The organism is Haloferax sp. S2CR25 (assembly GCF_031624535.1).
Taxonomy (GTDB): domain Archaea; phylum Halobacteriota; class Halobacteria; order Halobacteriales; family Haloferacaceae; genus Haloferax; species Haloferax massiliensis.
The window spans coordinates 46,982-65,622 of sequence record NZ_JAMQOO010000002.1 but is presented as its reverse complement, the minus strand read 5'-3'; the positions used below and the strand labels follow the sequence as shown (position 1 = coordinate 65,622).

The 18,641-nt window shown below is 68.2% G+C and carries 19 protein-coding genes and 1 tRNA gene; 5 read left to right on the top strand and 15 right to left on the bottom strand.

Annotated elements, in window-relative coordinates; translation table 11 throughout:
* Positions 1 to 3: 3 nt before the first annotated feature.
* Positions 4 to 768, bottom strand: a complete 765-nt coding sequence (locus tag NDI65_RS05625; protein WP_089781627.1) for an SDR family oxidoreductase — start codon at positions 766 to 768, stop codon at positions 4 to 6.
* A 143-nt stretch (positions 769 to 911) separates the two neighbouring features.
* Positions 912 to 4,160, bottom strand: a complete 3,249-nt coding sequence (gene carB / locus NDI65_RS05620; RefSeq protein ID WP_089781629.1) for a carbamoyl-phosphate synthase large subunit — start codon at positions 4,158 to 4,160, stop codon at positions 912 to 914.
* 144 nt (positions 4,161 to 4,304) lie between these two features.
* Here carB and NDI65_RS05615 point away from each other — a divergent pair, with 144 nt between their 5' ends.
* The gene (locus NDI65_RS05615) at positions 4,305 to 5,327 is read left to right on the top strand and encodes a S66 peptidase family protein (RefSeq protein ID WP_089781631.1); all 1,023 of its coding nucleotides are present in this window, start codon (positions 4,305 to 4,307) and stop codon (positions 5,325 to 5,327) included.
* Between the two features lie 21 nt (positions 5,328 to 5,348).
* Here NDI65_RS05615 and NDI65_RS05610 read toward each other — a convergent pair whose 3' ends face one another.
* The 3 genes from NDI65_RS05610 to NDI65_RS05600 form a co-directional block, all read right to left on the bottom strand.
* Entirely contained in the window at positions 5,349 to 5,879 is a 531-nt protein-coding gene (locus NDI65_RS05610) for a DUF5815 family protein (protein WP_004969680.1), read from the bottom strand.
* A gap of 159 nt (positions 5,880 to 6,038) precedes the next feature.
* Positions 6,039 to 6,290, bottom strand: a complete 252-nt coding sequence (locus tag NDI65_RS05605; protein WP_004969679.1) for a hypothetical protein — start codon at positions 6,288 to 6,290, stop codon at positions 6,039 to 6,041.
* Positions 6,291 to 6,454: 164 nt separating this feature from the next.
* Positions 6,455 to 6,676 (bottom strand): hypothetical protein, encoded by a 222-nt coding sequence (locus NDI65_RS05600; RefSeq protein ID WP_089781633.1) that lies wholly within the window; start codon positions 6,674 to 6,676, stop codon positions 6,455 to 6,457.
* A gap of 138 nt (positions 6,677 to 6,814) precedes the next feature.
* Between NDI65_RS05600 and NDI65_RS05595 the strand changes: the two genes are divergently transcribed.
* Together NDI65_RS05595 and NDI65_RS05590 are read left to right on the top strand one after the other, a co-directional pair.
* On the top strand, positions 6,815 to 8,038 hold the full coding sequence (locus NDI65_RS05595; protein ID WP_089781635.1) for a GNAT family N-acetyltransferase: 1,224 nt from the start codon (positions 6,815 to 6,817) through the stop codon (positions 8,036 to 8,038).
* Positions 8,039 to 8,156: 118 nt separating this feature from the next.
* Positions 8,157 to 9,179, top strand: coding sequence for a sodium:calcium antiporter (locus NDI65_RS05590; RefSeq protein ID WP_089781637.1), 1,023 nt, complete (start codon positions 8,157 to 8,159; stop codon positions 9,177 to 9,179).
* Between the two features lie 127 nt (positions 9,180 to 9,306).
* Here the strand turns inward: NDI65_RS05590 and NDI65_RS05585 are convergent, their stop codons facing one another.
* The 4 genes from NDI65_RS05585 to NDI65_RS05570 all read right to left on the bottom strand — a co-directional run bounded on the left by NDI65_RS05585 (position 9,307) and on the right by NDI65_RS05570 (position 10,986).
* Positions 9,307 to 9,435 carry a hypothetical protein gene (locus NDI65_RS05585; protein WP_255516694.1) on the bottom strand — a complete coding sequence of 43 codons (129 nt, stop codon included), beginning with the start codon at positions 9,433 to 9,435 and terminating at the stop codon, positions 9,307 to 9,309.
* A 181-nt stretch (positions 9,436 to 9,616) separates the two neighbouring features.
* The gene (locus tag NDI65_RS05580) at positions 9,617 to 9,805 is read right to left on the bottom strand and encodes a hypothetical protein (protein ID WP_042661863.1); all 189 of its coding nucleotides are present in this window, start codon (positions 9,803 to 9,805) and stop codon (positions 9,617 to 9,619) included.
* Positions 9,806 to 10,132: 327 nt separating this feature from the next.
* Positions 10,133 to 10,206 (bottom strand) — tRNA-Ile (locus NDI65_RS05575).
* Between the two features lie 180 nt (positions 10,207 to 10,386).
* Positions 10,387 to 10,986 carry an FxsA family protein gene (locus NDI65_RS05570; RefSeq protein WP_193310975.1) on the bottom strand — a complete coding sequence of 200 codons (600 nt, stop codon included), beginning with the start codon at positions 10,984 to 10,986 and terminating at the stop codon, positions 10,387 to 10,389.
* A gap of 170 nt (positions 10,987 to 11,156) precedes the next feature.
* On the opposite strand from NDI65_RS05570, the gene NDI65_RS05565 reads away from it, so the two are divergent.
* Together NDI65_RS05565 and NDI65_RS05560 are read left to right on the top strand one after the other, a co-directional pair.
* Complete coding sequence (locus NDI65_RS05565) at positions 11,157 to 12,815, top strand: DUF255 domain-containing protein (RefSeq protein ID WP_089781653.1); 1,659 nt, start codon at positions 11,157 to 11,159, stop codon at positions 12,813 to 12,815.
* A gap of 74 nt (positions 12,816 to 12,889) precedes the next feature.
* Positions 12,890 to 13,693, top strand: coding sequence for a TrmB family transcriptional regulator (locus tag NDI65_RS05560; protein ID WP_089781655.1), 804 nt, complete (start codon positions 12,890 to 12,892; stop codon positions 13,691 to 13,693).
* A gap of 76 nt (positions 13,694 to 13,769) precedes the next feature.
* On the opposite strand, the gene mptA is transcribed toward NDI65_RS05560, so the two are convergent.
* From mptA to NDI65_RS05530, 6 genes are all read right to left on the bottom strand, one after another.
* A complete protein-coding gene (gene mptA, locus NDI65_RS05555) occupies positions 13,770 to 14,696 on the bottom strand; it encodes a GTP cyclohydrolase MptA (RefSeq protein ID WP_008575490.1) in 927 nt (308 codons plus the stop codon).
* Positions 14,697 to 14,777: 81 nt separating this feature from the next.
* The gene (locus tag NDI65_RS05550) at positions 14,778 to 15,173 is read right to left on the bottom strand and encodes a hypothetical protein (protein WP_004975410.1); all 396 of its coding nucleotides are present in this window, start codon (positions 15,171 to 15,173) and stop codon (positions 14,778 to 14,780) included.
* Between the two features lie 166 nt (positions 15,174 to 15,339).
* Positions 15,340 to 15,579 carry a hypothetical protein gene (locus tag NDI65_RS05545; protein WP_089781657.1) on the bottom strand — a complete coding sequence of 80 codons (240 nt, stop codon included), beginning with the start codon at positions 15,577 to 15,579 and terminating at the stop codon, positions 15,340 to 15,342.
* Positions 15,580 to 15,798: 219 nt separating this feature from the next.
* Positions 15,799 to 17,040: an FAD-dependent oxidoreductase gene (locus tag NDI65_RS05540; RefSeq protein ID WP_089781754.1), complete on the bottom strand. Its 1,242-nt coding sequence runs from the start codon at positions 17,038 to 17,040 to the stop codon at positions 15,799 to 15,801.
* 108 nt (positions 17,041 to 17,148) lie between these two features.
* Positions 17,149 to 17,550: a hypothetical protein gene (locus NDI65_RS05535; protein ID WP_089781659.1), complete on the bottom strand. Its 402-nt coding sequence runs from the start codon at positions 17,548 to 17,550 to the stop codon at positions 17,149 to 17,151.
* 88 nt (positions 17,551 to 17,638) lie between these two features.
* Positions 17,639 to 18,547 (bottom strand): winged helix-turn-helix domain-containing protein, encoded by a 909-nt coding sequence (locus NDI65_RS05530; RefSeq protein ID WP_089781661.1) that lies wholly within the window; start codon positions 18,545 to 18,547, stop codon positions 17,639 to 17,641.
* Between the last annotated feature and the right edge of the window lie 94 nt (positions 18,548 to 18,641).

The window sequence follows — 18,641 nt, the reverse complement described above, 5'->3', positions numbered from 1 at the left end:
CGACTACTCCGCGAGTTCTCGCTCTCGTTCTTGGTCTCCCTCGCCGCCCGCGGCCTCGGGCCGGGGGAGCGGCGTCCAGTCGATATCGACCACGTTGTCCGCCCGGCCGCGGAGTCCGGGGCGGGAGACGACCTCGAACGTCCGGTTTTCGGTCTCGCGGGTGAAAAGCGAGTGCGCGAGGACGTTCGCAACGTCGGCGCGGGGGACGCTCCCGCGGACGGAGTCGCCGCCCTCGCCGACGACCACGTCGGCGGTCGCGGGGGCGTCGGTGAGCGCGCCGGGCCTGACAATCGTGTGGTCGAGCGGCGCGTCCCGAAGGCGGTTCTCGCTTCGTTCCTTCGCCGAGAGGACGCCCGACGCGGTGAGAATCGCGCGGAGCGACAGCGGGAGTCCGCCCTTCGAGTCGCCGACGCCGATAGAGGACGTGAGGACGAACCGCTGTGCGCCGGAGGCGGTCGCGGCGTCCACGAGGTTCACCACGCCCGCGCCGTCGACGAGGTCGCCGCGGATGGTTTCGAGCCCCGCCGAGACGCCGACCGCGGAGACGACGGCGTCGGCGTCGAGGACCGCTCGCCGGGCGTCGTCGGCGTCGAGGAGGTCGCCGACGACGACCTCGTCCGCGCCGCGCGCTCTGAGGTCCGACTCGGCGTCTGCGTCGCGGGTCAGCGCCCTGACGACGAGGGGCGTCTCGGCCAGCGCGTCGAGGACGTGTCGGCCCGTCCGACCCGTCGCACCGGCGAGGAGGACGCGACCGCGATTGCGTGCCATACCCGCGCATGGGGGCGCGGCTCAATAACCTTCGGGAACGCGTCAAAAGTCCGGGTCGGCGGCGGTCACCGGCGGGAGACAGAGAATCAAGTCGGCGGCGAGTCGAAGAATCGGGTCGGGAGGGTCGCGCGCCTACCGTTCGGTTACTGGCCCCAGTTGGCGACGACGCGCGGGCGCTCGCCGACCGGGAGCACGTCGATGTCCTCGTCGGCCGCGTCGCGCGCTTCGAGGGCCGCCTTCGCGGAGGCGTACGTCGAGAAGTAGCTGACCTCCTCTTCGACGCAGTCGATGAGCGTCTCGCGGTCGCGGGAGACGACGAAGTCGAAGTCGCCCTCGCGGAGCATCGTGAGGAAGTCGTCGACGTCCTCGGGCGTGAGCACCTCGTAGTACTCGCCGAAGGCGTCGAGCAGTTCCCGTCCGGCCTCGCTGTCGGCGTCGGGGAACTCGGGGTCAGCGAGGTCGACGTAGACGGTGCCGTCGGCCGGAACCGGGTCGTTCGCCGCCGACTGGGCCTTCTCGTAGGCCTTGCCGAACGAGGTGGCGGTACCCATGACCTCGCCCGTGGACTTCATCTCCGGGCCGAGACGCGGGTCCGAACCCGGCAGGCGGTCGAACGGGAGGACGACCTCCTTGACCGACACCTGCTCGGGAATCTGCTCGCTCACGTCGAGGTCGGCAATCGAGTTGCCGGCCATGACCTTCGCCGCGAGCTTTGCAATCGGGACGCCCGTCGCCTTCGAGACGAACGGGACGGTGCGCGAGGACCGCGGGTTGGCTTCGAGGACGTACACGTCGTTCGAGCCGTCCTCGTTCCGCTTGACCGCGAGCTGGACGTTCATCAGGCCGACCGTGTCGAGGGCGCTGGCGATGTCCTCCGTGACCTCGCGGACGCGGGCCATCGTCTCGTCGTCGAGCGAGCGCGGCGGAATCATACACGCGGAGTCGCCGGAGTGGACGCCCGCGGCCTCGACGTGTTCCATCACGCCGCCGATGAGGACGTCTTCGCCGTCGGAGACGGCGTCCACGTCGAGTTCGACGCCGTCGGCGAGGAACTCGTCGATGAGGATGGGCTTGTCGGGGGAGACGCGAACGGCCTCCTCGATGTACTCCTTGAGGTCCTCGTCGGAATGGACGATTTCCATCGCGCGGCCGCCGAGGACGTACGAGGGGCGGACGAGCACGGGGTAGCCGAGGTCGTTGGCGAGGTCGAGCGCCTCCTCCTCGCTGGTCGCGGAGCCGCCTTCGGGCTGGAGGATGCCGAGGTCGTCCATCAGGCGGTTGAAGCGGTCGCGGTCCTCGGCGAGGTCCATCGCGTCGATGGTCGTGCCGAGAATCTCGCAGTCGACGCCGCGGCGGTCGAGTTCGGACTCCAGCGGGTGGCCGATGTTGACCGAGGTCTGCCCGCCGAACTGGAGCATGACGCCGTCGGCGTCGATGGCCTCGATGACGTCGGCGACCTCTTCTGCCGTGATTGGCTCGAAAAAGAGGCCGTCGGAGGTGTCGTAGTCGGTCGACACCGTCTCGGGGTTGTTGTTGACGACGTGCGCGTCGATGCCCATGTCGCGGAGCGCCTGCACCGCGTGGACCGAACAGTAGTCGAACTCGACGCCCTGCCCGATGCGGATGGGACCGCCGCCGACGACGACGACGCTCTCCATGTCGCGGTCGACGCGCAGTTCGTTGCCCGCCGAGTCGCCCTCGAAGGGCCCGCGGAAGAACTCCGGCTTGCGGGCGGAGTAGTAGTACGGCGTCTGGGCGGCGAACTCGCCGGCGCAGGTGTCGACCTGCTTGTAGGTGCGGCCGGGGACGTTCTGTTCGACCTCGCCGACGCTCGTGCCGGTCGCCGCGGCGATGCTGGCGTTGGTGTGGCCGGCGGAGGCGGCGGCGGCGAAGTCGCCCTCGGAGGCGGCCTCGACCGCCTCGACGACGCGGCCGAAGCGCTCGACGTACCACTCGTGGATGTCGGTCAGTTCGACCACGTCCTCGGTGGTGTAGCCGCGCTCGAACGCCTCGAAGATAGCGTACGGGCGGTCGGGGGTCGGCGTTTCGAGGTAGTCGGCTTCGAGCTCCTCGTCGGACACCTCGTCCCAGTCGGCGGCGGGGTCGTACTCGGACGACCGCAGCGCCTTCAGAAGCGACTCCTCGAAGGTGCGCCCGATGGACATCGCCTCGCCGGTGGACTTCATGGCCGTCGAGAGCTCGAAGTCCACGTCGGTGAACTTGTCCTTGGGCCACCGCGGGACCTTCGTGACCACGTAGTCGATTGCGGGCTCGAAGGCGGCGGTGGTCTCGCCGGTGATTTCGTTGGTAATCTCGTGGAGGCGCTTGCCGAGGGCGACCTTCGCCGTGACGCGGGCGATGGGGTAGCCGGTCGCCTTCGAGGCGAGCGCGGACGACCGCGAGACGCGCGGGTTCACCTCGACGACGCGGTACTCGCCGCCGGGCGTGCCGTCGTCGTGCCACGCGAACTGGATGTTACAGCCGCCCTGAATGCCGAGTTCGCGGATGACGCCGAGCGCGGCGTCGCGCATCTCCTGGTGGCCCTCGTCGGGGATGACCTGCGAGGGCGTGACGACGGTTGACTCGCCGGTGTGAATCCCCATCGGGTCGATGTTCTCCATGTTGCAGATGATGATACACGAGTCGTCGGCGTCGCGCATCACCTCGTATTCGAGTTCGACCCACCCGGAGATGGACTCCGTGATGAGGACTTCGCTGTTGCGCGAGAGGCGGAGGCCCTTGCGGACGCGGGAGACGAGTTCGTCCATCTCGTGGACGACGCCGGAGCCGGAGCCGCCGAGCGTGTAGGTCGTCCGCGAGATGACCGGCAGGCCGCCGACGGCGTCGACGGAGTCTTCGACGCGCTCTTCGAGGGCCTCCTCGGTGATGTTCTCGACCGCCTCGCCTTCCTCCAGCGAGATGGTCGTCGACTTCGGGACGGGCTGGCCGATCTTCTCCATGCGCTGGCGGAACAGGTCGCGGTCCTCCGTCGCGTAGATGGTGTCGAGCGGCGTGCCCATGATCTCCACGTCGAACTCCTCTAAGACGCCCTCCTCTGCGAGTTCGGCCGTGACGTTGAGTCCGGTCTGACCGCCCAGTCCGGCGATGACGCCGTCGGGGCGCTCGCGTTCGATAATCTCGGAGATGGCCTCGGTCGTGATGGGCTCGATGTAGACCTTGTCGGCCATCTCGGGGTCGGTCATGATGGTCGCGGGGTTCGAGTTGACGAGGACAACCCGCGCGCCTTCCTCTCGGAGCGCGCGGCAGGCCTGCGCGCCGGAGTAGTCGAATTCCGCCGCCTGTCCGATCTGGATTGGGCCGCTTCCGATGAGCAAAATCGTCCGGTCCTCCGTGGCTTCCTGAGACCCGGTCGAGGTGTCCTCGTCAGTCATCGTCGGAATCCAATCCGCACATCGTAATAAGTCCGGCGAAAAATTACGAGGTCCGAAACTCGATTGCGAATTTCGAAAAAGTCCCGGAACGCCGCTGTCGTGGCCGGGGAAGGCTTTTGACGGGTATCCGAGTACCGGCTACGCATGCCCGCGGTATTCACGACGCCGTCGCCGCTCGACTCCGGGAGCCGGGTCGCGGTCGTCGCGCCGTCGCGCCCCATCGACGAATCTCACTTGGACCGGGCGTGCGCGCGACTCCGCGACGCGTTCTCGCTCGACCCGGTCGTCTTCGAGTCGGCCCGCCGCGACTGGGCGTGGCTCCGGGACAACCCGGCGGCGCGCGCGGAGGACGTGATGTCTGCCTTCGAGGACCCGTCGATACGCGGCGTCATCGCCGTCACCGGCGGCGACGACCAGCTTCGAATCCTCCCGCACCTCGACCCGGCGCGGCTGACCGCGTCGCCGACGCGTTTCTTCGGCTTCAGCGACAACGACAACCTCCGGCTGTTCCTCTGGAACCACGGCGTCGTGAGCTACGGCGCGACGCTCCACCCGACGCTCACCGTCGACCCCGAGCTACACCCGTACGTCGAGCGCTACCTTCGACGGGCGTTCTTCGAGCGGTCCATCGGCGTCGTCGAACCCGCCCCGGAGTGGACCGACGACTGGTTCGACTTCGACACCGAAGACCCGCGTGAGTGGCACGACAATCCGGGCCGGACGTGGCGGGGCGACGACCGCGTGACGGGTCGGCTCTGGGGCGGCAACTTCAGCATCCTGAAGTGGCATCTCCAGACCGGTCGCTACCTCCCCGACCCCGAGGAACTCGACGGGGCGGTGCTCGCGCTCGAAACCTCGGAGGACGTGCCGCTCCCCCGCGAGGTCCGCTACACCCTGCGGGCGATGGGCGAACGCGGGCTGTTAGCGCGGTTCGACGGGGTCGTGGTGGGTCGGCCGCGGACGTTCTCACCGGGGTTAGAGTGGGAGCCGCCGGCCGACTACGGCGCACAGCTTCGCGCGGAGGTGCTGTCGGTCCTCGACGCGTACAACCCCGACGCGACGGCGGTGTTCGACGTGGAGTTCGGCCACGCCGACCCGGCGGTGCCGCTCCCGCTCGGCGCGAAGGCAACCTTAGACCCGACGGTGGGGCGGCTTCGAATCGACTGAAAAGCGGGCGCTCGGCGCGCGCTACATGTACGGTTCGGGGTCGAGGTCGCGCTGGGCGCGGTACTGGTCGACGAACTCGCTCACGTCGAACTGCAGCATCTTCGACTCGAACTCCGAGACGACGTCGTCGTCGTCGGCGTGGCTGACGGCGTGTTCCATCAGTTCCACGACGAGTTCGACGATTATCTCGTGGAGCCTTCGAGAATCGAAATCGGTCACCCAGACGATGCCCGCGCCGAGTTCGCCGTCCTCCGAGACGTCCTCGGAGACGACGGCCTCTGGGAACTCCTCCAAGACGATGCCCATGAGGTGGGCCGTGCCGAACTCGGGCATGTCGTCGCTCGTGGTCTCGATGGTCTCCTGGAGGATTTCGACGAGGAACTCCGGGAGGAAGCGGTCGGGCGGGTGGACGTCCATCACGACGGCGTGGCTGTCGCCGCAGGGACAGTCGAACTCCCGTTTGCCCAAGTCGAGTTCCCGGACGCGCTTCGTCTCGCCGCAGGGGAGGTCCAAGACGGCCCCGCGGCCGCCGGGAACGCTCGGTTCAGACATACCCGTGGGTTGCGGTTCTCGCCGTTTAAACGTCGCGTTCTTCGGAATCGGCGCGCGCGGAACGGAGATAACACGGAACGTCAGTTGCGGTCGGTCTGTCCGTCGTACTGACGGCGAAAAACGGCGGCGACCGGAGGAGAAACGCGCGGCGGCGTCCCCTCAGCGGCGGCCCGAGACGTAGACGATGGGACCGACGATGAGGAGCGTGATGCCGAGGAACATGTAGTGCGGTTTGCCCAGCGTCACCGGGGTCAGAAGGAAGATGAGCCCGAACAGCGTGGCGTTGATGCCGAGGACGTGCCGTGACTTCAGCGGCAGCGTGCCGACCGTCGACAGGATGAACACGAGCAACAGCGCCTGCCCGATGTTGTAGTCGAGCAGGAAGGTGTCTACGAGCTGAAGGGGAAGCATTCTTGTTTTCTCGGTCGGTTCGAATCGACTATCAAAGTTCCGTTATTCTCGTTGGAAACCGGGGGTCGAACCCCCCGATATTGGGGCGACCGGGCGGTCGGAACGGTCCCGACGGTCGGCCAACACCGCTTCGGCACGGTACGGTTCCGACCGACGGCGGCGGACTACCCGGAGGGGCCGGTGATGTCGAGCGGTCGAATCCACCCGTACCAGACGATAAAGACCATGCCCGCGTAGCCGAGCGTGAACACGACCATCCCGAGGCCGTTGTAGCCGGCCTCCCCGAGGAGGCGGCGCGCCACGCCCGGGAGGACGATGCCGAGCGTCACGACCGCCGCGAGGAGGAGGTTCCCCCGCGACAGAAACGACTGTTTCGTCTCGCTCATACGCGGCACTCGGGACCGAGGCGACGTGAATCGCACGGTTCGGAGAGCGACCCTCAACCCCCGTCGAGCCCCGTCGAATCGCTCGACGACGCGCCCCCGGTACCGAAAACATATACTGCCGCCCGACGCACCGCGGGTATGCATCTCCGCCCTCTCCCCGAGGAGCACCGCGAGACGTACCGCGAGTTCCTCGACTACGCCTTCCGCCCCGAGAACGGTCCCGACTGGCCGGACGAGCGACTGCCCGACCCGGAGGGCTACCGCCCGCGAGGGTTCTACGACGCTCCGCGCGACGCACCCGTCGGAGACCTCGACGCGGCGTCGCTCCGCGCGGTCTGTGCCTTCTACGACTTCACGGCCCGCGTCCGCGGCGAGTGGCATCCGTTGCCCGGCGTCTCCGCCGTCGCGTCCCCGCCGGAGGCGCGCCGACGGGGCCACATCGCCGCGATGCTCGACGACCTGCTCGCGGAGTTCCGCGACACCGGGCGATACCTCTCCGCCCTCTGGCCGTTCAAGTACGCGTTCTACCGCCGGTTCGGCTGGGCGACGGCGAACAACTACGCGAAGACGACCGTCCCGCCCGACGAGCTCGCGGCGGTCGCCGCCGACCCCGACGGGGAGTTCGTCAGACTCGACGCCGACGACTGGGCGCGGGTCGAGGGCGTGTACGCGGCCGCGGCGACCGCAGACCTCGCGGTGAACCGAAGCGAGGGGTGGATTCGACACCGGCTCTTCCGCGGTTGGGACGACGACCCGTTCGTCTACGGCTGGGAGCGGGGCGGCGACCTCCGCGGCTACGTCGTCTACGACGTGACCGGCGACTGGGAGTCGCGGACGCTGACCGTGGCGGAACTCGTCGCCGTCGACGCCGACGCCCGCGCCCAACTGCTCCGATTCCTGCGGGACCACGACTCGCAGGTCGACGAGGTCGTCCTCTCGTCGGAGCACGCGTCGACCCGACTCATCGACGACCTGACCGACCCGCGGGCGGCGACGGTGGAGATCAAGCCCGGGCCGATGGTCCGTATCGTGGACGTGTCGGCCGCCCTCGAAGCCGTCTCGTTGCCCGCCGACGCCGTCTGCGACCTCGTCCTCGCGGTCGAAGACGACCGCTGCGACTGGAACGACGGCCCGTTCGGACTCGCCGTCGCCGACGGCGAGGCGAGCGTCGAACCGGTCGACGACGACATCGCCCCCGACGCGACCGTCGAAATCGGGGCGCTCTCACAGCTCCTCGTCGGCGCGCGGTCCGTCGAGGCGCTCGCCCGCACCGAACACCTCGCAGTCGCCGACGGACGCGCGGCCGACGCCCTCGACGCGGTGTTCTCAGAGCGGGACCTGTACCTCCGCGAGGGGTTCTGAGAGCGCGGGCGGGACGGAGCCGGCGGGCGAACCGCCGACGACCGGGCGACTGCGCGGCGGCGCTGTTCGGCGACCCCGTTCGGGTCGGTTTTTTGCTATCGGCCGCCGAAGTGCGGGCGTGCCATCTGTTCCGGTCCTCGTCGCGTTCGCGGTCGCCGGCGCGGCCCTCGCGTGGCGGGGCGGCGACATGCTCGTACAGGCCTCAGACCGGCTGGGTGCGTACTACGGCCTCCCCGCCATCGTGCAGGGAGCCATCATCGCCGCCGTGGGGTCGAGCTTCCCCGAGCTATCGAGCATCGTCATCGCCACGCTCCGGTACCAGTCGTTCGATATCGGCGTCGGCGCGGTCGTCGGGTCCGCCGTCTACAACATCCTCATCATCCCGGCCGTGTCGGCGCTCGTCGGCGAGGGCCAGCGGCTCGCCTCGAACCGCGACCTCGTCTACAAGGAGGCGCAGTTCTACCTGCTTTCCATCGCCGTCCTCGTGCTCACCTTCTCGCTCGCGGTCATCTACAGCCCCGCCGCCGACACCTCGGGCCTCGACGGCCTCGTCACGCCCCCGCTCGCGTTCATCCCGCTCGGGCTGTACGGCCTGTATCTGTTCATGCAGTACCACGACACGCTGGAGCACCGCGCGGGACTCACCGCCGTCGTCAACGACGTGAACCCGGGCCGCGAGTGGCTCGCGCTCGTCGGGTCGCTCGCGGTCATCCTCGTCGGGGCCGAACTGCTCGTCCGCGCGGCGGTCGGCCTCGGCGACGCCTTCGGCACGTCGCCGTTCCTCTGGGGCCTGACGGTCGTCGCCGCCGGCACGAGCCTGCCGGACACCTTCGTCAGCGTCGCGGCCGCCCGGCAGGGCAACGCGCCGATGAGCCTCGCCAACGTCTTCGGGAGCAACGTCTTCGCGCTCCTCGTCGCCCTCCCGGTCGGCATCCTCGTCGCCGGGGGCGCGGTCATCAACTTCGAGGAGGTCGTGCCGATGATGAGTTTCCTCACGGGCGCGTCGGTCGTCTTCTTCGCCGTCCTCCGAACCGAGATGGCACTGACGCGCGGCGAGTCGTACCTCCTCCTCGGAACCTACGCGCTGTTCGTCGCGTGGCTGGTCGCAGAAAGCCTCGGCGTGACCGGGTTTCTCGGTTGAGGCGACGCTCTGGGATGACCTCTCAGAAAACGGAAAACGGACTCGCCGCGGGAAGGGCTGTCGCGGCGAGCGAGGTTGATGACGACCGCACGCGCGGTCGGGGGTCGCGGGGTCGGTCCGAAGCCTGTCAGTCGCCGGGCGTGTTACCGCGCTGGTACCGGCCGACCATCTTCCACATCGCCGCGTCGAGGTCGTCGCCGTCGGCGGCGGACTCAATCTGGCGGTACAGGTGTTCGGAGACGTCGATGGTTGGCATCACAAACACATATGGCGTGTACGGATTTAATACTACTGGGATACAGAACTGAGTAAATTTGTCCGAGGCCGTCGGCCCTCGGAGCATGAAATCGGCGGACTGAACCGCCGCTCGGGGTCGTGGGACGGTTGTCTCCGAGAGAAACTCGGATTGGAAGACGTGACAGAAATCGGATTGTTCGCTACTGCCGCGCCTGCCGGAGCGACGCGCCGTCGAAGCGCTTCAACGCGAGTTCGCCCGCTTCGAGCGGGTCGACGGGCGTGTCGTGTTCGTCGTCCATGTGTTCCATCACGAGAACGCCGACGCTCTCGCGGGAGTCGGCCGTGGAGGTGTGGCCGCACCCGTACAGACAGGTGAGTTCGTATTCCATGTTATTCAGTACCACAATCTATTGCGTGATATAGCTTTCTCCGTATTCGACCGTTCGACCAGCTATATGCTGATAAATGCAGACGATTCTGTGCAAATAGGATCGAAATTGCGCTGAATAGGCGAGTATTTGGGTTAAACATTAGTGATTCGCTGTACCGAGGCAGTCACCGCGCGGTCGGTGGAGTCGAGGCTTCGTCGCTGATTCGTCCCGACGGCACGAACGACGGACCGAACGTTCTCTCGGTCAGTGGTATCCGCAGAAGTTGGGTGGCCGGGGAGTTTCAGCCCCTGACTCGCATCGGCAACGAAACGTTATCGATGGGAGTGGGCCAACGCGGATTTGAACCGCGGGCCTCCCGGTTATCAGCCGAGCGCTCAACCTGACTGAGCTATTGGCCCAGGTAAGCGCATTCACTCGTTGTGCGCTGTTGATTTTAAGACTTTCTTTTCGGAGGCGCGTTGGTGCGTGTTAGTGAATGTCGGCGTCGTCGGTCGATTGCGGGACTCGAAACGCGGGCCGAACGCGCGGCTACGCGGGTGAAGCCACCGAACGACCGACGCGAAAGCGAGAAAGGCGCGTTAGTTGGCGTCGTTGCTGTCGCGGTCGAACCGGTAGGAGTCGGGGTCGGCGTCGTAGACGCCGTCACCGCCGCCCTTGCCGCTACTGCCGCTACTACCGCTTCCGCCGGAACTGCTCCCGCCGCTCGGGCCGGGCGAGCCACCGGGGCCGCCGGGGCCGCCGGGGCCGAAGTCGCCCTGCGGGAAGCCGGTCGTCCAGACGTTGCCGGTGACGAAGCCGTCGGCGCGCTTGTCGAGGTACGGCTTGACGACGAAGCGCTTGAGCACCTCGCGGATGGGGTATCGAGTCACGGGGATGGCGAGCAGGAAGCCGATGGTGTCGGTGACGAGCCCCGGCGTGAGGAGGAACGCGCCCGCGGCGATGAGCAGGCCGCCGTCCATGACCTCGTTCGTCGGGAGGTCGCCCCCGGCGAACTTCGACTGGAGGCTTCTGAGGGTGTGTCGCCCCTCGGCGCGGACGATGAGCATCCCGACGAGCCCGGTCAGGACGACGAGCGCGACGGTCGGCACGAGGTTGATGTACTGCGCGACGACCACGAGCAGCAACGCGTCGGAGAGGGGGATGAGGAGCAAGAGCGCCATCAGCGTGCGCGTTCGCATGGGCGACACTACCGGGTCGCGGCCCATAGCCCTTTTGTCCCGCCCGCGGCGCGCCGGGACCGCGAATCCGACCGCGGCGGCCATCGAGGGACCCCGCGACCCGCCGACGGCGACCGGTCGTGCCACGAGGGCTCGAAGCGCTTACCCGCGTCCACCGCGGATGGGTGGACATGACCGACGAGACGCGCGTCGAATGGCGAGAGTGGGGTCCCGACGCGTTCGCCGAGGCGCGAGCGGCGGACAAGCCGATTCTGCTTTCGCTGTCGGCGACGTGGTGCGAGGACTGTCACGAGATGGACGCCGAGACGTACGCCGAGCCGCGCATCGCGGCCAACCTCAACGACGGCTTCGTCCCGATTCGGGTGAACGTGGACCGCCAGCCGCGCATCCGCGAGCGGTACAACATGGGCGGCTTCCCCTCGACCGTCTTCCTCGCGCCCGACGGCCACCCCATCACGGGCGCGACGTTCATCGGCCCCGACGGCATGCGGCAGGTCGTCGACCGCGTGCGCGAGGTGTGGGACAAGAAGGGCGCAGAGGCCGGACGCCTCCCGCGGGCGCTCAGGGGCGACCTCCCGCCCGCGGGCGAGGTCTCGCCGCAAATCGAATCGCACCTCGCCGGCCAGTTGGAAGTCGCCTTCGACGAGGCCCACGGCGGCTGGGGCGACGCCACGAAGTTCCCGCTCCCGCGGACCGTCGAGTTCGCGCTGAAGCGCGACCGAAGCCGGGCGCTCCGGTCGCTCGACGCGATTCGCGACGGCCTGTACGACCCCGTCGAGGGCGGCTTCTTCCGCTACGCCGACGACGCCGCGTGGTCGAAGCCGAACCGCGAGAAGACGCTCGAATCGAACGCCGCGCTCCTGCGGGCGTTCGCCAACGGCTACCGCTACACCGGCGAGGACGCCTACCTCGACCCGGCCGCGGGGACCGCCGACTTCCTCGTCGACTCGCTGTGGACCGGAACCGGGTTCGCCGGGAGCATGGGTCCCGCCGCGGGGACGGACTACTACCTCCTCGGGAAGGAGGGCCGCGACAACGCACCCGGCCCGCGGACCGACCTCACGGTGTACGCCGGCGGCAACGCTCTCGCCGCGGACGCGCTGTTGGTGCTGGCGGGGCTCACCGACGACGAGCGGGCCCGCGAGTTCGGCTCCCGCGCGCTCGACAGAATCGCCGAGGACCTCGTCGACGACGGCGTCGTGACCCACTTCCGGTCCGGCGGCGACGCGGGCGAGGACCTCCTGCTGGAAGATCAGGCGCGCGTCGTCGCCGCGGCCTGCCGCGCCCGACAGGTGCTCGGCGACGAGTCGGTGGCGGGCGAACCGTTTCTCGACTTCGCCGCTGCGGTCGCCGACGCCGCCATCGACGAGCTGTTCGACGAGGGCTCGTTCCTCGACGGCCCCGCGAGCGGCGAGGCGCTCCTGTCGTCGCCGCTGCGCCCGCTCGACGGGAACGTGGAGATGGCGAACGCGCTGCTCGACCTCGCGGCGCTCACCGGCGAGGGGCGCTACCACGAGGTGGCACAGGAGACCATCGCCGCGTTCGCGGGCGCGTGGGACCGCATCGGCGTGCAGGTCGCCGCCTACGGGACCGCGGCGGCGCGGCTCCTCCGCGACCCGCTCCTCGTCGAACTCAACGACGGCGTCGGCTCCGACCTCCACCGGGCGGCGCTCCGCGTCGCGGACCACGAGGCGCTCGTCGTCCCCGATGCCGACGTCGACGACCTCCCGGCGGGGACCGCGCGCGTCAGCGCCGGCGAGACGACGGTGGAGGCAACCACTCCCGAGGAGTTGATGGAGGCGGTGTCTTCAGTCACGCCCGACGCCTGACAACGACCCGCGGCAACGGAACGCGGGTGTAAACATCCGGTTTGTTTATCAAGGAGAAACGTGACGGACGGTGCATGACCAGTCTGCGAGACCTCGGGCTGTCCGAGTACGAGGCCCGAGCCTACCGCGCGCTTCTGCGGACGGGCGCGACGACGGCCAAGGAGTTGTCACGCGCCAGCGACGTTCCCATGGGTCGCGTCTACGACGTGCTGAACAGCCTCGAACAGTACCACCTCATCCGGAGTCAGGCGGCCAGCCGGCCGAAGAAGTACGTCGCCGTCGAGCCCGACACGGCGCTGGACCGCCTGCTCGAATCGAAGCGCCAAGAGCTGGCCGAGAAGGCCGAGCAGTACGAGAACGTCGTCGACGAACTGACCGACGAGCTCGACGCCGCGGAGCCGGTCCACGACCAGTTCTGGACGGCCGCGGTCGGCGCGGACGAGACCATCGACCTGCTCGTCGAGCGGCTCGCGGCGGCCGACGACTCGCTCGTGATGGTGGCCGGGACGCCCTCGCCGCAGTTCGACCTCGACGCCGTCGGCAACCTCGTCGTCGACGAACTGGAAGCCGCGCTCGACCGCGGGGTCGAAGTGTCGATGCTCATGTCGCCTGGCCTCGTCGACAGCCTGCCCGAGAGCGTCGGACAGAGCTACGTGAACCGACTGTCGAGCGCGCCGAACTTCCGGGCGCGCACCGCGGAGAACGTCACGGGCGTGTTCAACCTCATCGACGACGTGGAGGTCTGTATCGAGGTGCCGAACCCCCTCGACCCCGGACAGGCGTTCGCCATGATCGACCTGAAAGACCCCGAGTTCGCCGCCGACCTCCGGGCGACGTTCGACCCGCGCTGGGAGGAAGCGGCACCGCTCTCGCTGTAGCGGCTCAGGGCGGCGGAAACGAGAACTGAAATCGGGGTCGGATTCGAAAAACGAGCGTCTCGGGCGTCGAGGGCGTTCAGGCGTCGAGCTCGTCGCGGAGCTGTCCCAGCGTCACCTCGCGCTCGGCGTGCGCGTTGTGCTGGTGAATCGACTCGTCGTTCGACTGTTTCATGTGGACCACCGCGTCGTCGCCGAGGTGGTCGAGCGCGTCGATGGACAGCTCGGCCATCGAGCGGACGCAGTCCTCGACGAACTTCGCGTTGGCGTGGGCGTGGTAGGTCATGTGGTCCTCGTCGGGGCGCTTCGCGAGGTTGTAGATGCGCGCCGACATCGAGTCGCGGGCGATGTCGATGAGGTCCATGAGGTCGACCTCGGGCGAGCCCTCCGTCTCGACGGTGAGCGTGGCGTGGCCGCGCTGGGAGTGGCCCGGCTGAGGCACCTTGTCGAGGAACTCCTCGATGGTGTCGTCGTCGACGGCGAGGTCCTGCAGCACGTCGCGGGCGCGGGAGGCGGACATGCCCTGCGAGCAGGGACAGACGGTCATGCCGACCACTTCCGCGCCGATTTCCTCTCGGGTGCCCTCGTCGGTCGCGGTGGCGCTGGCGATGATTTGGGCGGTGCTCTGGGTGGACAGGCCGCTGGCGGGGGTGTCCTCGCGGACGACGAGCTCTGCGGTCATGCTGACCTCGGCGGTCGTCGTGTACTCGTGTTTGGCGAGGAGGCGCTCGGCGGCGTCGCCGCACATGTCCTCGACGCGGTAGGCCGGCTCGGAGACGGCGGCTTCGAGGACCTCGTCGATGACCTGCATATTTCGGCTCATGTCGATGCCCTTGCGGCCGCCGGGGAGGTCGACGAACACTTCGAACTCCGCCATCAAGACGAGGGGTCGCTTCCCGTCGCGAGCTATCTTGACGAGCTTCTCGACGCCCGTGACGCCGACCTGGCTCAGCCCGACGGTCACGTCCGGCTGGGAGGCCTGTACGTCAGGCAACTGGTGACTCATCGGAGAATAAGAAGTGCCGTTGCTGATTAGTGCTTTCGATAGGGGAACGGAATCGCGGACGAACGCGCCGCTGTGTTCCGACTAGGGCCAGTCGTCGCGCCCCTCGTCTTCGAAGGGGTCGGCGGGAGCGTCGTCGTCGCCGGCGAGCACCCACTCGGCGGCCTCGGCGGCGTCCTCGACGGGGAGGTACTCCCAGCCGGTCTCCTCGGCCACCGCGCGGTCCTCGTCGGACGTGCCGACGAAGACGTGCCGGTCGGTGTCGAACTGGCGCATCACGTTTTCGAGGCTCTCTTTGACGCCGCGCGGTCCGGAGAAGAAGTCCTGCCGGATTCGCTCTTTCCGGGTGAAGTTCGTCACGACGTACGTGGGTTTCTCGCTCACCACGCCGATGTACTTCGTCCACGTCCGGGCGTCAGAAAACGCCGCGTTCGGGTCGCCGAGCTGCTTGAGCGCGGAGAGTTCGAACGCGAGCGTCATCGTTCCTTGGCCGCCACCTGTTGCCATACCCGGCGATAGGCGGCGACGCGTGGAAAACGACTTCGGTCCCGGCCGTCCGCGAGACGCGACGCAACGAGACGGCCGCACGGCTCGGGGGCGACCGGGTTGGCCGGAGAACGCGGGCGACGGGACGGACGCAGCGAGATTACTGAACGCGGACGTAGTCGGTGAACACCACGATGTCGCCCCGCGAGAGCCGCGAGGCGGTCGGGTCGATGTCGAGCCGGCCGGCGGGACTGGCGGCCGCGAGCGCGCGCTGGGTCCGCTCGCTCAACTCGTCGAAGTGGTGGACCCGCGCACCGGGCGGGACGTCGGAGACGGGTGCGACGGTCGGCGGCGCGGTGGCGTCTGGAGAAGACGGTTGCTGTCCGTCTTTGGATGACATGTGATAACACACTCCACGGGTGGAGATAAATGTTTGGCCGGTGAGGCGTGGGACGACGGGGGAACGGACTGACCGGCGGACGGCGAGTGCGCCGGACGAAAGAGCCAAAAACGGGTGTGGAGCGAACCGTCGCGCGGCCGGCACGCGAGCCGACGGGCGCACCGGAGGCGAGCGCAGACGCGGCTGGCCGGGTGAAAACAGCGGGCGCGGTGTCCCGGGTTACTGTTCGGCCGCCGCGCCTTCGAGGTCGTCGAGCTGGAAGTCCTGCTTGACGAGGACCTCCTTCTGGCCGCTCACGTCGACCTGTTCGCGCATGAGCTTCTTGTACTTCGTCTGCGGCGAGAGGTCGCCGATGAGGACGCCGCCGACGATTTTGCCGTCCTTGATGGCGAGCCGCCGCCACTCGGTGTCGGAGTACTTGGCCTCGACGTGGTCGTCGCCGAGCGTCGGGTGGCCGAACGAGAGGAACGGGAAGTCGAAGTGGGTGATGGAGTACGACGAGACCCAGCGGAACTCCTCGGAGCCGTAGTCGACCATGTTCTTGGCCGCGATGGTGCCCTGCTCTTTGGCGGAGCCCCACGCGCCGTTCTGGGCGCGGTCGCCGAGGATGAGGTCGTGGAACTCGGTGATGTCACCGGCCGCGAAGATGTCGTCGTGGTTCGTCCGCATGAACTCGTCCGTGTAGATGCCGTTGTCGTACTCGATGTCGGTGCCACCGAGAATCTCCGTGTTGAAGTTCAGGCCGATCGCGATGCCGACGAAGTCGGCGTCGTAGCGGTCGCCGTTGGGGTCGACGGCGGTCGTGACGCGGTCGTTCTCGTCGACCTCGAAGTGGTCGACGCCGGAGTCGAAGACGGGTTCGACGTCGCGCTCGCGGAGCGCCTCGTGGATGATCTCCGCGCCCTCCTCGGAGAGCGCGTAGCGCCACCACGCCTTGCCGCGCATGAGGTACTTGCCCTCGACCTCCTGTGCGGCCGTGATGGCCGCGAGGTCGATGCCGAGCAGGCCCGCGCCGATGACGACGGAGTTGTCCGCGCCCTCGATGTGCTCTTTGATGTCGCGGGCGTCCTGGAACGTCCAGAAGTGGTGGATGCCCTCGGCGTCGGAGTTCTCGACGGGGAGTTGGGTCGGCGTGCCGCCGATGGCGAGGAGGAGTTTGTCGTAGTCGTACTCGGTGCCGTCGTGGGCGGTGACGGTGTGGCCCTCGGGGTCGATGTTCGTGACGAGCGTGTCGAGTTCGAGGTCGACGTCGCGGTCGTCGTACCACGACTCGTCGTGGATGGAGATGGGAGCCTCGGGCAGTTTGCCCTTGGCGAATTCCTTGATGAGAATGCGGTTGTACAGCGGTTCGCCCTCGTCCGTGATGATGGTGATGTCGGCGTCGGGTTCCTCTTCGCGGAGTGTCTCAGCCGCTGAGGCCCCGGCGATACCGTCGCCGACGATCACGTACGATTGGCTCATGACCCGACGTTTGTATTCGGGGTTAATGTGGATTGCTATCTCCTTCATGATTGATTTCCCCCTCGGGGACCCCAGCGAAATCGAGAGACAGAAGCCGAGTACGGATGGTTATCGCGTCTCGCCGAAGCGCCCGTCGAAGCCGCCGTCGGTGGCCGCGGGGCACTCCGAATGCGTCGCCTCCGCGTCGTCGCCACCGCGAGCGACGGCGTCGCGGCTGGGACTGCGGACGTGGCCGAGACGGGCGCGGACGACGCCGCGACCGGCGGAAGCCACCCGGACGACGCCGCGAACGCCGACGAGACCGGCGACGAAGCCGACCGGCCACCCGACGAACAGCGCGACGAGGCCGAGGCCGGGAGCGAGCGGGGCGACGAGCGTCGCCGTAATCCCCGCCGTGAAGACGCCGCCGACCGCCGCGACCGCGACGAGGGCGGCCTCCGAAAGCGTCCTGTACCGGTGGGGGAGCGCCTCTCGCACGTCGCCGCGGCCGATGTGAGTGTCGTCGAACATGGTCGTTCTCCTCGTTTGGAGAGACGACCGCCGACGCCATAATAGTAATCTGAATTACATTTCTGTACGCTGGCTTACTGGAGCGTACTTATGCAACCGTCTCGACAGGTTCGACGGCGGAGTCGACGACCGAGAGGCCGCCGTCGAGTTCGACGACGAGCGCCTCGTCGTCCGCTTCGATGCGGACGCGGATGCGCCACGGCTCCTCGGAGACGACGGTGAGCGCGTCGTCGCCGACGACCCACGGGAACCGCCAGAAGGGGGTCCCGCACACGTCGTTCCCCCGCGACGAGAGGAAGCCGAGGACGGTCGACTCGTCGAGGAGGACCAGCCCGACGGGGGAGACGGCCTCGTAGGCGCACTGGGCGCAGCGGTGAGTCACGACCACGTCGAGGTCGAACGGGTCTGCCTCGCGGGACAGCGAGGTTCCGGTCGTCCCGCCGCACTCGGGGCAGACGCCGTCGGCGGCGAGGCAGTGGAGGTGTCGCACGCGCTGGTCGAACGCCGACAGGAGCGCCTCGGAGCTACGGCCTTCGAGGCCGCCGGGCGGGAACTCCTCGCGGGCGTGGACCCGGGCGCAGTCGGCACAGGAGATGGTGAGTTTCTCGTCGCCGTAGTCGGCTTCGAGCGAGCCGCCGCAGCCGACGCAGGAGCCGGGGGCCGAAAACGCCGGGAGGACGGGGTCCTCGTTGAACGTCCCCGCGAGCACGGCGCGAACGACCTTCTCGCCGGCGTGCCGGAAGTCGTAGCCCTCGTCGGTCTTGCGGACGAACTGGCCGCGGAGCTTTCCGAGGTGGTAGTTGAAGCGGGCGCTGTCGTCGACGCCGACCCGTCGGCGGAGCTCCGAGAAGGGGACGGGTCGGTCGGGAGATTCCCAGAGCGCTTCGAGGATGGTGAGTCGGGTCTCGTCGGCGACGATGCCGAACGCTTCGGCCGGCGAGATACAGTCGTCGCATTCGAGGACCGAGTCCTCGCGGACGGATGCGGAGTCGCTCATACCCCTCACATGCGGTCGAACCGCATTAAATTACGTCGTGAAATCTCGTTCGGGAGCTTCGCGGGTCGCGGCGGGGTCGCGTCCGTCTCGCTCG

Bases quoted from the DNA above. Each gene is read 5' to 3' on its own strand.
- carB (WP_089781629.1), bottom strand. From the start codon at position 4,160: ATGACTGACGAGGACACCTCGACCGGGTCTCAGGAAGCCACGGAGGAC.
- NDI65_RS05585 (WP_255516694.1), bottom strand. From the start codon at position 9,435: ATGCCAACCATCGACGTCTCCGAACACCTGTACCGCCAGATTGAGTCC.
- NDI65_RS05605 (WP_004969679.1), bottom strand. From the start codon at position 6,290: ATGCTTCCCCTTCAGCTCGTAGACACCTTCCTGCTCGACTACAACATC.
- NDI65_RS05560 (WP_089781655.1), top strand. From the start codon at position 12,890: ATGACCAGTCTGCGAGACCTCGGGCTGTCCGAGTACGAGGCCCGAGCC.
- NDI65_RS05595 (WP_089781635.1), top strand. From the start codon at position 6,815: ATGCATCTCCGCCCTCTCCCCGAGGAGCACCGCGAGACGTACCGCGAG.
- NDI65_RS05580 (WP_042661863.1), bottom strand. From the start codon at position 9,805: ATGGAATACGAACTCACCTGTCTGTACGGGTGCGGCCACACCTCCACG.
- NDI65_RS05610 (WP_004969680.1), bottom strand. From the start codon at position 5,879: ATGTCTGAACCGAGCGTTCCCGGCGGCCGCGGGGCCGTCTTGGACCTC.
- NDI65_RS05545 (WP_089781657.1), bottom strand. From the start codon at position 15,579: ATGTCATCCAAAGACGGACAGCAACCGTCTTCTCCAGACGCCACCGCG.
- NDI65_RS05535 (WP_089781659.1), bottom strand. From the start codon at position 17,550: ATGTTCGACGACACTCACATCGGCCGCGGCGACGTGCGAGAGGCGCTC.
- mptA (WP_008575490.1), bottom strand. From the start codon at position 14,696: ATGAGTCACCAGTTGCCTGACGTACAGGCCTCCCAGCCGGACGTGACC.
- NDI65_RS05600 (WP_089781633.1), bottom strand. From the start codon at position 6,676: ATGAGCGAGACGAAACAGTCGTTTCTGTCGCGGGGGAACCTCCTCCTC.
- NDI65_RS05615 (WP_089781631.1), top strand. From the start codon at position 4,305: ATGCCCGCGGTATTCACGACGCCGTCGCCGCTCGACTCCGGGAGCCGG.
- NDI65_RS05565 (WP_089781653.1), top strand. From the start codon at position 11,157: ATGACCGACGAGACGCGCGTCGAATGGCGAGAGTGGGGTCCCGACGCG.
- NDI65_RS05550 (WP_004975410.1), bottom strand. From the start codon at position 15,173: ATGACGCTCGCGTTCGAACTCTCCGCGCTCAAGCAGCTCGGCGACCCG.
- NDI65_RS05570 (WP_193310975.1), bottom strand. From the start codon at position 10,986: ATGCGAACGCGCACGCTGATGGCGCTCTTGCTCCTCATCCCCCTCTCC.
- NDI65_RS05625 (WP_089781627.1), bottom strand. From the start codon at position 768: ATGGCACGCAATCGCGGTCGCGTCCTCCTCGCCGGTGCGACGGGTCGG.
- NDI65_RS05530 (WP_089781661.1), bottom strand. From the start codon at position 18,547: ATGAGCGACTCCGCATCCGTCCGCGAGGACTCGGTCCTCGAATGCGAC.
- NDI65_RS05540 (WP_089781754.1), bottom strand. From the start codon at position 17,040: ATGAGCCAATCGTACGTGATCGTCGGCGACGGTATCGCCGGGGCCTCA.